Consider the following 10,788-nt stretch of genomic DNA (forward strand, 5'->3'; position numbering starts at 1 on the left):
AACAAACCGTAGCCGCTCGTCCATGATCCCAGTTTCTCGCCAAACCATCGCCGGTCCTCCCGGCGGACAAGAAAACTGTCACCCATGCTATCGGTCCATTCTGTTACCTATCTATCCGGTTCGGACAAAAGCGCCCTCTCCCCGTCACTATACGGGGAGAGGATGCCGGCAGGCAGGTGAGGGGCGGGCGCCGACACCCGACAGGTATCGGCATAAGCCGCCCAGAGCGCTCGTGTCAGCCCCCCAGCGCCTGATCCAGATCGGCGATCAGATCATCGCCATCCTCTATCCCCGCCGACAACCGCACCAGCGAATCCGATATGCCGATCTCATCCCGCTTCTCGGCGGGAATGGAGCCATGCGTCATCAGCGCCGGGTGTTCGATCAGGCTCTCCACGCCGCCGAGGCTTTCGGCAAGCGTGAACAGCTGTGTGCGTTCAAGGAAGCGTTTGGTGCCGGCGAGGTCGCGGTCGAGCACGGCCGTGATCATGCCGCCGAAGGCATGCATCTGCTGGACGGCGATGCCATGTTGCGGGTGGCTGGCGAGGCCGGGATAGATGACGCGGCGCACATCTTTTCGCGCTTCCAGCCATTGCGCGATCTTCAGGCCGTTGGCGGAATGGCGCTCCATCCTGAGCGCCAGGGTTTTCAAGCCGCGCAGTGCCAGGAAACTGTCGAACGGGCCCGAAATGGCGCCGATGGCGTTCTGCAGGAATTTCAGCCGGTCGGCGAGATCCTTGTTGTCGCCGACGACGGCGACGCCGCCGACCATGTCGGAATGGCCGTTGAGATATTTTGTCGTCGAGTGGACGACGATGTCGATGCCGAGCTCCAGCGGCCGCTGGATATAGGGGCTGCAGAACGTGTTGTCGGCGACGGACAAAATTCCCTTCCGCCGGGCCAGGGCCGCGACGCCCTCGAGGTCGACGATGCGCAGCAACGGATTGGTCGGCGTCTCGACCCACAGCAGTTTTGTCTCCGGCCGGATCGCGGCTTCAACCGCGGCCAGATTGGTGAAATCGACGAAAGAGACCTGCAGGCTGGCCGAGCGCTTGCGCACCCGCTCCATCAGCCGGAAGGAGCCGCCATAGATGTCGTCGGTGGCGACGATATGCGCGCCGGAATCGAGCAGCTCCAGCACTGTGGCGATCGACGCCAGGCCGGAAGCGAACGCGAAAGCCGCCGAGCCGCTTTCCAGGTCCGCCACGGCGCGCTCGAAGGCGAAGCGCGTCGGGTTCTGGCTGCGGGCATATTCGAAACCCTTGTGCACGCCGGGCGACTGCTGGCCATAGGTCGAGGTGGCGTAGATCGGCACCATCACCGCCCCGGTCAGCGGATCGTGGCTCTGGCCGCCATGGATGGTGCGCGTCGAAAACGCCAGGCGGTTCTTTCCGGATGTGGTCATCGTGCGCGCCTCAGATGGTTGATCAGGTCGATGCGGGTAATCAGGCCGACGAACTCGTCGCCGTCGAAGATGATGGCGACCTCGTTGCGGTCGAACACCGGCAGCAGCGCGTCCAGCGTCTGGCTGGCCTGCAGCGTGTGCAGGTTGGAGGTCATCGCCGTGCGCACCGGGCCGTTGAAGCGCTCCCAGCGCCCGTCATAGGGGCCGTCGACATGGGCAAGGATGTCGCTTTCGTCGACGATGCCGACCAGCTTGCCATTGTCGAGCACCGGCAGCTGCGAGACATCCGAGCGGCGCATGCGGCCATAGGCGTTGAGCAGGCTTTCGTCGGGGCCGACGAACACCGTGTCGCCGGTGCGGTGGGTGCGCATGACGAGGTCGCGCAGATCGCCATGCTGTTCGTGCTCGGCCAGCCCCTGCTCGGCCAGCCAGAAATCGTCGAACACTTTCGACAGATATTTGTTGCCGCTGTCGCAGACGAAGGTGACGACGCGCTTGGGCACCGTCTGTTCGCGGCAATAGCGCAGGGCCGCCGACAGCAGCGTGCCCGAGGAAGAACCGGCCAGGATGCCCTCCCGCGACAGCAGATCGCGCACCGCCAGCATGCTCTGCTTGTCCGTGATGGAATAGGCTTTCTTGACCAGCGACAAATCGGCATTGGGCGGCACGAAATCCTCGCCGATGCCTTCGACCGTCCAGCTCCCCGCCTCTTCCATCTTGCCGGTCTTGATCAGCGGCGCCAGCACCGAGCCGACCGGATCGGCCAGCACCATCTCCGTCTTCGGCGACACGCCAGCGAAGAAGCGGCCAAGCCCGGTCAGCGTGCCGCCCGAGCCGACGCCGACCACCACCGCGTCGACATCACTGTTGAGCTGCCAGAAAATTTCCGGGCCGGTGGTCGTCTCATGCGCCAGCGGGTTGGCCGGGTTGGCGAACTGGTTGGCGTAGAAGGCGCCGGGCAGTTCGGCGGCGATCTTCTCCGCCATGTCCTGGTAGTATTCGGCATGACCCTTGCCGACATCGGAGCGCGTCATGCGCACCTCGGCGCCGAGCGCGCGCAGGTGCTGGATTTTTTCACGCGACATCTTGTCGGGAACCACCAGGATGATGCGATAGCCCTTGGGGATGCCGACCTGGGCGAGGCCAAGGCCGGTATTGCCGGCGGTCGCCTCGACGATGGTGCCGCCCGGCTTCAGCCTGCCATCCTTCTCGGCCGCCGCGATCATCGACAGCGCGATGCGGTCCTTGATCGAGCCACCTGGGTTCTGGCTTTCGAGCTTGATGAACAGCCGGCATTTTCCAGTATCGAACTTGGTCAGCTCGACGATCGGCGTTTGCCCGATCAGATCGAGCACCGACGCATAGGGCGGGCGCAGGCGGGATGTCACGCCGTCCGAGGCGGCACTGTCGGCCGTGGCTTTTCTGTGCTCGCTCATGTCGGAGCCTCCATGGATCAACCTAGCGTCTTTTCCAGCCGATCGCAGTTGGAAAGAAGATAGATCGTGCCAATCCGGTGGCCAGACGGGGAATGAAATTCCAGCCGCCCGTCAGGGCGAGGCGATACGCTGCCGGACCGGGACGCCGGCGGGACAGCGCCCCCCTCTGCCCTGCCGGGCATCTCCCCCTCAAGGGGGGAGATCAACAGCTTCGCGGGCCGCACCATTTTACAAAGTCGACGATTGGCGAAGACGATGCCACAGCCAATCTCCCCACTTGAGGGGGAGATGGCCGGCAGGCCAGAGGGGGGCGCCGTAGGGCGCCGACCTCAACGGCCCCAAGCTGCGGCACCGTCTCATCCGTCTAACGAACCATCTCGTTCGTTGAAGCCGCCGATTTCACCATGCTAGCCGAACGTGCACATGGCAATGTGCGGTGCGCGACGGCAACCTGATCACCGGCCAGCAGAACTTTTCCGGCGCCGAGACCGCGCGCGCCGTGTGTGAGGCTTTGGGCGGCTGAACGCTATGCTTCCGGCTGACAGCGGGAGGGACTTCAGTCTCAGTTGAGCTATAGCTAATATACATATAGCTTGGTCATGCGGGGGACGATCCCAAATCGAAGCCTAACCCGCAATGGCCGGTGCGACCTGCTTTCAACCCAAGCATCCCCGCACCGGCCATTCTTTTCCCCTTGGCAGCCCTAGGCCAGCTTCAAATCGTAGCCTTACGTGCAAGGATGAGAAGGGCCTTCCAGGCATCCTTTCGATCCGGACGGCGGAAGGCATTTTTTGCATCGCTCTCGCGCTCAAGACCGCTGACGCCACCGCAAACGCCGTCAAGGAGATCCGGTCGAAATCGGCCGTTGCGAGCTAAAAAGAAAGCCTGGCTCGAAACCGGGTTTCCGAGCAAATCGGCAACACCGAAAGCGCTGGAATCGCGCCTCCTTTGCAACGGGTCTGCGTCAAGTCACGTATATCTCAATTGACTAAAGTACGGAACGTCCAATGGACAAGTACGGAACGTTTGAAGGCCCCTCAGACCAAGGCCCACCGGCACGCAAGACTTTAGTCCTGCCGTCTTATAGTTAAGAACGGAAGTTGTTCGGCTGACATAGGGCCGCCCCGGATAAATACCAGACTGCACCCAGCCGACTATGGTGCGATCGCGGAAGCCGCTTTCGGGTCGAGCCGAAGACGGGTCGGCCAAAAATACGATCGCCGCCGGAATTGCTCTATCCCAGCAACCGCTTGCTCAGCCTGGCGCACTGGACGCGGATATCGGGAATGGCGTCGATCTCGAAGAAGGTGCCGCGCGTCAGCGGCCCGACGGCGAGGATTTTTCGCGAGACGGTGCCGTCGACGGCGATGATCTCGCAATCGGCCGAGACGTCGAGGCCGATGCGCAGCGGATCGGGCCGCGCCAGACCGCGGTCGACCAGCGAGCGCACCACGCTGTTCGACGAGGTCGAGATGTCGCGCACGATGCCGGAGCAATCATAGATGCGGGCGGCGTCGAATGTTTCGAGGCGCTGGGTGTGGCGCGACTGGACCTCCACCGCGAAGCTGTCGCCCGGCGTGACGCCGACGACGCGCCCGGCGATCGGCCGGATGCGCCCCGATTGCACCGCCTCCGTCACCCTGGCGTAGACCTCGGGTGCCATGCGGTGGCGATGGATGTCCCACCAGGCCTTGGTGTGTTCGACAAAGCGGCGCTTGGCCGAGGCGGGCCAGTTCTGCCAGATCTTCTGGTTGAAGGGGCGCAGGCCGTCGACGACGTCGCGCCAGTCGACGCCTGCCTTCTGGTTCTCGCGGATGAGGTCGCGGAACCAGCCGACGAAATAGGAAAGCTGGGTGCCGAGCGGGATGTCGGCGACGTCGAGCTTGATCGGATTGCCCTTGCGGTGCGGCGAGGGCAGCAGGCCGCGCCGCGACACCGCGATGATGTCGCCGCGATGGCCGCGCTGCTCCAGGGAAAGGAAGGCGTCGACCATGCTCAAGCCCGTGCCCAGCACCACGATCCGGCTGTCTGGATCGAGCGCGGTGTCGGCCTCCGATCCCATCCGGATCGCATGGCCCTGCGCGGGCTGTTCGTCATGGCCGGTGGCGAGCACGGCAAGATGGGCGACCACGCTGGTGCCGTTGGCGAGTGCCACCTCGACCCCGGATGCGGTGGGTGAGATCGACAGGCTCTCCTCGCGGATCAGGCGCAGCCGTCCGGTCTCGCGCTCGCGCGTTTCCAGATCGTCGAGCAATTCCTTGAGATAGCGGGCATAGAGGCTGCGCGGCGCGTAGACCGGCGCCTGCTCTGCTGTCGCCAGCCCGCGCTCCAGCAGCCAGCGCCAGAAATTGCCGGGATCGTCGGCATAGGCACTCATGCCGGCCGCGCCGACATTGAGCACATGCGCCGACAGCAGTGTCGAATAGGCGATGCCCTGGCCGAAATGCGGGCGCTTTTCGATCAGCGTGACGCGCAGGTCCGGATTGGGCGATTTGAGCAGATGCGCGGCGAGCACGACGCCGCTGGCGCCGCCGCCGACGATGATGATGGAATTGATCGAGTTGGTTCGCCCGGTCATGCGCGAGCGAGCCCCGTACGAAGCGCCGGCTTCAGGCCAGGACCTTCACCGGCAGGTCGTCCCGCGCGACCGGGAGGTCGTCGGCAATGTCGCGCATCTCGGCGAGGCTGCGCTGGTCGAGCACCTCGGCGATCGCCTGCCGGACTTCCAGCATCAGATGTCGGACTTGGCATGTCGCCTCGTTGCAGTCTTCACAGCGCTGATATTGTGTTCGGCTGGCGCAGGGGATCGGGGCCAGCGGACCGTCGAGCACGCGCACGACGTGGCCGACCTTGATCTCGTCGGCGGGTCGCGCCAGGCGGTAGCCGCCATCCTTGCCCTTGCGGCTCTGGACGAAGCCGGCATTGCGCAGCTCACCCAGTATGGCGTCGAGAAACTTCTTCGGGATGTTGTTGCCGGTCGCGATATCGCCAACGAAAGCGAGTTGCCCGGCCGGCATCCGCGCGAGATGGACGAGCGCCTTGAGGCCGTACTTGCCTTTTTTGGTGAGCATGAAGCGAACGTTTCTCTATCATGAGACGGCGCGCAGCCATCCGTTGCGAAACGCCCGGCGTGCCTCCCCGCCGCGCCGAACCATCCATGACACATAAATTCTAGTGACATGATATACAAGCCAATTGCGGTTGATCTTGCTTGATTTTCAAACCGTTGCGGCGATTTTAGGCCCGCCTTGTGACGCCAGCGACACAGAAACGGGGTTTAGACGCGCACCGGCCGGCGGCCGGGATCCGGTGACGCCGGCAATCGCGATACGCTCGACATGGCCCGTCATCGTCGCCTCCAATTCTCTATGTCGATAAGATTACTATACTTATGCCCGCTGGCGCGAAATGGTTTGTCAATTCCATCCCCATTCGAGGTACGGAATTGCACCAAGCCAGCTAATTCGGGAATCCTGCTCTCACAGGGGCGATGCCACGGCCCTCGACGCCCATCATGTTGCATCGCGGTCACGCGCCGCTATGCCTCGACCCTTTATGCGATCGCTCTATGTCGTTTTAGCCACAAAGACGAGGGCTGGCTGTGCTGTCGGCGGCACGCGTAACCTCAATGTCGGCCTAACAGCCATGCCGAAAACGGAACGCCTGCTTTCGGCTCCGCCCCGGAAAGTTGACTTGCTAATAGCCCAAGAAATGGCGGTGGCTGTCCTTGGCCACTCACTTTCGGTTCAACAGCTCGGCGAGATTTGCGAGCATCCGGTTCCAAAGGTTCTGCGCGTCTTCAGGCCCGTCTCCGGCGGCCAGGAAATCAAGGCGTGACTGCGTACCCTCGGACGCAATCAGGATCTCGATGAACGCCGTCCCCTCGAAGTGCTGGGGAACTACCAAGCTGAATGCTAAGCGGGCAGGGCGGTCGACCACCGAGTATATGCCGTCATGCGTAATGACGCTGTCCCCGTCGTGCTCGATGATCGAGTATGTCCCGCCCGGTTGCGGATTGGTCACTGCCCTCAGGATGTTAGTCGGCGATTTGAAAAGCCATTGCTCCATCGCAGGTGGGTCAACCCATGCGTCGAAGACAACCTGCGGGTTAGCGTTGATCAGAAGCGACACTCTGGCCCTAATGTCAAAGTTCATATCGTGCCTTCAAGATTTTGCGTGGGTGAGGTCTGTCCCTTTCCATGTCGTTCACGGCTCAAATCACACATTCACGCAGCGCCTCGCTCAATGCCGCTGGCCAGCTCGCCGTAAGCAGCGCCGCCGATCGCCTCAACCGAACTTCTCATCCGAGGTTTTGAGTTCTTGAAGACAGACGACATCATAGCGCGTGGCCTTGAGCCACGGCTCCTCGAGCGGATATTGTTTGACCCTGATGTCGCCACCCCAGAGGTCGACCAGGTCCTGGCCATGGGCGGGAACCTCGCCGAGCCTCACCGAATCGATGCCTGTCGCGACGCCGAGCGTAACTTCGCCGCCCGGAAGCGGATACACCCGAGAACCGCGTAGCAGAACTTCAGCTCCCAATCGAATGTTGTCGACGACCGATGGCCATCGGCCAGGATCGAGGACGCAATCGTAGATGGTGCCGATGAGTTCTGAAATGCGCTCCGCCGGATAGGATCGGGCAGTCATGCTGACCAACATGGGCTGGCGGCCCCGGTCGGACATGGCGTGCTGCTGCGCCGATATCGCTTCAACGGGGTCGATCCTCGTTCGATTTCGCGATCAAGTCAGTAGAAAAAAATAGAAGCTGGGTGTCAAGCCTAATCCAAATGGTGGACGCCGCGACGACCATTTCGTGATTGGGTGCGCCGGCTTAAGGTTGGACTGAATTCAAAAGCATGTGACGCTCATCAGGAGAATTCTAGATTTTCTCCACCGCCAGTGAATGCGCCGGCACATCGGTCAGGTCTTCAACTCACGGGACAGAACGCCGTCTCTATAGCGCGAGACGGAACATTACATTTCGCTAATACTTGGAGAGATTCAAGACGACTGGCTTGTCAGCCCCGCCAACGGCCGTCCTACCGGAAGAATGTCGAAGCAGCTCACGAAAACGGGTGACCGTTGCCGGCCACGGCTGGCATCTGGCCCAGGCTGTTGCCTGGCCGGGCTCCCCCGACGACGTGCGGTCAAAGGAAGATCTGTCAGCATGTCGGGCACGCCGGAACTTCTCCTCAACATGATGCGGGGCGCCTTGCTGGGGTTCGCGGTCGCCGCGCCCATCGGTCCCACCGGGCTCTTATGCGTGCAGCGCACGATCGCCGGCGGCATCGTACCCGGTCTGGCGACCGGCTATGGCGCGGCGACCACACATTCGGTCTATGCCTCTATTGCCGCCGCCGGGCTCGGGGCGGTGGCGCACATGCTGATGGGATGGCACGTATGGCTGCAGCTCTGCGCCGGCATGTTCCTGCTCTACATGGCCGCAACGGCGGCGCGGCTGACACCGTCGCTGGACACGTCCCTGCAGCGCCGTATGCCGTCGGGCCGGGCCTATCTGACGGGGCTGATCTGGACGTTGGGCAACCCGATGACACTGCTTGGTTTCCTCACGCTCACGCCGGGGATCCTGGGGGCGGGCTTGCCGTCCTGGCAAACCCTGGCGCTTGTATCGGCCGGCGTGCTGATCGGTTCGGCAAGCTGGTGGACAACGCTGACGCTGGCCACCAACCATCTGCGAAAGCGGCTGAGCGCGCGCGGCCTGCGCTACGTCAATCTCGGCTTCAGTTCGGGTCTGTTCGTCTTCGCGCTGTCCCTGCTGGCAAGCGCCCTGCGCATTTGACTTTCCGAGCAGGTTGGCCATTCCGGGAAAGTGTGAAGCGGTTCCCCGTGCGGAAATGCTCCGGGAGCCCGGAGTGCGTTGGAGATGGAGCGGTTCGCACTTGCATGAGATGGCTAGCCGCTCGAATGCCCGCGGCTACGGCTTTGCCTTCGCCTTCGGCTGCACGTCCATCGAAGGCGCGTCCGGTGGCGAACCGGCATCGTTGGACTTCTGTTGTTCGGCGACCGGCGTGTCGGGCGCCTGCGGTGATCCAGAGGTGAGGTTGACCGACACGCCGTAGATTTTCCACTGCCGGTTGGCCGGCTCGAATAGAAGCTCGAAATTGACCTGCATTGGCACCGACGGGAAAAAGCCAGCCATGTGCAGCATGCCGTTCGGTTCGATCTGCGGCAGCAAGGTCAGCTGTGGATCGAGCACGGCGACGGCGCCGAAATCGAGCGCCTGCTTGCGCTGGTTGGCAAAGATGTCGCCGAGTTGGGCGGCGCTGTTGGCCTGGAAATTCGGCGAGCCAAGATCGCGCAGCACGGTGTAATTGCCGGTCTTGTTGGCCTGGTCGAGCGCCAGAAGCGTGCCGCGGATCAGGATCAGCACGCCGTTGCGGTCGATGCTGGCCGGGTGGGTCGCGCGGACCTTGTCGCCCTTCTCGGCCTTTTTGGTCTGCGCCCAGGCAACGCCCGGGGATGCCGCCATCAAGCCGGCCGACAGCAAGGCTGCCACCGCAGCCTGGGTCATCCGCCCTGTTGCTGAAGAGTTTAGGCGCTTCATGTGACCTCTGAAGTCGGAATCGAGCCGGCGGCAGGCGATACTGGCGACCGCGTCTGTGGGAACGCGGCCGCCAGCGGCCCCCTCGCACTCGTGATCAGTTCAGCGTCCACGAAGCCCCGAGGCTGACGCCGACATCGCCGCGATTGGTGGTCGCCGACAAGGCGGCGTTGAGCCGGAAATCCAGACTGGGATTGTAGCCGAGACCGAGCGCCAGGCCCGACTGGCCCTTGAAGTTGCCGAAGCCGCCGGCCAGCGACAATTTTCCCGGCCTGTCGTCATAGCGCAGCCCCGCCGTGGCCAGAGCCAGCGCGGTGCCGGCACGGGCTTCCGTGCGGTTTTCGCTGATCTGGTCATCCAGGCCCTGGAGGCCGGCCTCGAGAGCGCCGACGCGGCCGTCGAGTTGGGTGATGTTGCTGGTGTTGGTCGTCACCCTGGTGTCGAGATCCGCGATCTCGTTGGTGTTGTTGGTGATACGCGTCTCATGATTGGCGAGTTCTTGGGTGTTGGTGCTGATCTGTGAGGTGTTGTTGGCGATGCGCGTTTCGTGGTCGGCGAGCTCGGTGGTGTTGGCGGTGATCTGCGTCGTGTGGCTGCTCACCGTGCTGTTCAGATCGGCGATGGCGATGCCGTTCTGGGCGACCTGTGCAGGCAAATTCGTAAGCGTGGCCACATCGAATGTCGACGCCGCCAGATTGCCGCCGGCGTCTGTCGTCACCAGATAGGTCGGGCCGGCCTGCGCGGCCGTGCTCGCCTGCGAAGTGATCCCGGCCAGCGTGTAGGTGTTGCTGCCCGTGCCAAGCATGACCTGATTTTCGCGCGTCGCCGTAACGCCCGCTCCGATCGCCATGGAGTTGTCTTGGAGGGCGGTCGCACCCGCGCCCAGCGCGGTGGAGTTCAAAGCGCGCGCTTTAGCCGAAGCGCCAATGGCGGTGGCATTTGACCCGCCCGCCCCTCGGGCCCCGGCCTGAGCCCCGGCGCCGATGGCTGTCGTGTTCGAATTCTCATAGTTGATAGTGGGGCTGCCATAGGGGTCATAGTAACCGCCCGCGTTAGCGAGGTAGCCGAGCGCCACGCTGTTGTCCGCAATGGCGCCCGCGCTATCGCCCATAGCTGTCGAGAAATCGCCATTGCTGTTGGCGAAATATCCGCATGCGGTGGAGCGGGTCGAGCCTCCGGCATAGGCTGCTCCACCGTCCACACCATTGAAATCCGAGCAGATGACTCCCGCGCGTGCTGCGCCCGGCGTGAAGGCGACAAAGCCGGTGGCCGCGATCGCCACCATCACTGCCGTCCCGAGGGCGGGCACTTGGGAGGATGCCAGTCCACCGAAAACCGCCGTCGCGGCCGACATTAGTCCATTGCCTTTTCGCCCTTGGCAC

The 10,788-nt window shown here is 63.2% G+C and carries 9 protein-coding genes; 1 reads left to right on the plus strand and 8 read right to left on the minus strand.

Annotated elements, in window-relative coordinates; all coding sequences use genetic code 11:
* Window positions 1-235: 235 nt before the first annotated feature.
* From EOA36_RS15385 to EOA36_RS15425, 6 genes are all read right to left on the minus strand, one after another.
* Window positions 236-1,405 carry a PLP-dependent aspartate aminotransferase family protein gene (locus EOA36_RS15385; RefSeq protein ID WP_127278358.1) on the minus strand — a complete coding sequence of 390 codons (1,170 nt, stop codon included), beginning with the start codon at window positions 1,403-1,405 and terminating at the stop codon, window positions 236-238.
* The gene (locus EOA36_RS15390) at window positions 1,402-2,841 is read right to left on the minus strand and encodes a pyridoxal-phosphate dependent enzyme (protein ID WP_127278359.1); all 1,440 of its coding nucleotides are present in this window, start codon (window positions 2,839-2,841) and stop codon (window positions 1,402-1,404) included. Before EOA36_RS15390 ends, EOA36_RS15385 begins: the two co-directional genes overlap by 4 nt.
* Window positions 2,842-4,075: 1,234 nt before the next feature.
* Window positions 4,076-5,419 (minus strand): FAD/NAD(P)-binding protein, encoded by a 1,344-nt coding sequence (locus EOA36_RS15405; protein ID WP_127278360.1) that lies wholly within the window; start codon window positions 5,417-5,419, stop codon window positions 4,076-4,078.
* Window positions 5,420-5,450: 31 nt separating this feature from the next.
* Window positions 5,451-5,912 carry an Rrf2 family transcriptional regulator gene (locus EOA36_RS15410; protein ID WP_127278361.1) on the minus strand — a complete coding sequence of 154 codons (462 nt, stop codon included), beginning with the start codon at window positions 5,910-5,912 and terminating at the stop codon, window positions 5,451-5,453.
* 664 nt (window positions 5,913-6,576) lie between these two features.
* Entirely contained in the window at window positions 6,577-6,972 is a 396-nt protein-coding gene (locus tag EOA36_RS15415) for an SRPBCC domain-containing protein (protein ID WP_167531558.1), read from the minus strand.
* Window positions 6,973-7,128: 156 nt separating this feature from the next.
* The gene (locus EOA36_RS15425) at window positions 7,129-7,527 is read right to left on the minus strand and encodes a hypothetical protein (protein WP_189343802.1); all 399 of its coding nucleotides are present in this window, start codon (window positions 7,525-7,527) and stop codon (window positions 7,129-7,131) included.
* 484 nt (window positions 7,528-8,011) lie between these two features.
* Here EOA36_RS15425 and EOA36_RS15430 point away from each other — a divergent pair, with 484 nt between their 5' ends.
* Complete coding sequence (locus EOA36_RS15430; protein ID WP_189553227.1) at window positions 8,012-8,644, plus strand: LysE family transporter; 633 nt, start codon at window positions 8,012-8,014, stop codon at window positions 8,642-8,644.
* 135 nt (window positions 8,645-8,779) lie between these two features.
* Here EOA36_RS15430 and EOA36_RS15435 read toward each other — a convergent pair whose 3' ends face one another.
* Together EOA36_RS15435 and EOA36_RS15440 are read right to left on the minus strand one after the other, a co-directional pair.
* A complete protein-coding gene (locus EOA36_RS15435) occupies window positions 8,780-9,376 on the minus strand; it encodes a hypothetical protein (RefSeq protein WP_245464362.1) in 597 nt (198 codons plus the stop codon).
* Window positions 9,377-9,503: 127 nt separating this feature from the next.
* Window positions 9,504-10,788 (minus strand): YadA-like family protein (locus EOA36_RS15440; protein WP_245464363.1); only part of this gene is annotated, 1,285 nt, incomplete at its 5' end.

It is taken from the genome of Mesorhizobium sp. M8A.F.Ca.ET.021.01.1.1, assembly GCF_003998025.1.
Lineage (GTDB): Bacteria > Pseudomonadota > Alphaproteobacteria > Rhizobiales > Rhizobiaceae > Mesorhizobium.

Excerpts from the sequence above, each read along its gene's own strand:
- EOA36_RS15385 (WP_127278358.1), bottom strand. The coding sequence starts at position 1,405 with ATGACCACATCCGGAAAGAACCGCCTGGCGTTTTCGACGCGCACCATC.
- EOA36_RS15390 (WP_127278359.1), bottom strand. The coding sequence starts at position 2,841 with ATGAGCGAGCACAGAAAAGCCACGGCCGACAGTGCCGCCTCGGACGGC.
- EOA36_RS15405 (WP_127278360.1), bottom strand. The coding sequence starts at position 5,419 with ATGACCGGGCGAACCAACTCGATCAATTCCATCATCATCGTCGGCGGC.
- EOA36_RS15410 (WP_127278361.1), bottom strand. The coding sequence starts at position 5,912 with ATGCTCACCAAAAAAGGCAAGTACGGCCTCAAGGCGCTCGTCCATCTC.
- EOA36_RS15425 (WP_189343802.1), bottom strand. The coding sequence starts at position 7,527 with ATGTCCGACCGGGGCCGCCAGCCCATGTTGGTCAGCATGACTGCCCGA.
- EOA36_RS15430 (WP_189553227.1), top strand. The coding sequence starts at position 8,012 with ATGTCGGGCACGCCGGAACTTCTCCTCAACATGATGCGGGGCGCCTTG.
- EOA36_RS15435 (WP_245464362.1), bottom strand. The coding sequence starts at position 9,376 with ATGACCCAGGCTGCGGTGGCAGCCTTGCTGTCGGCCGGCTTGATGGCG.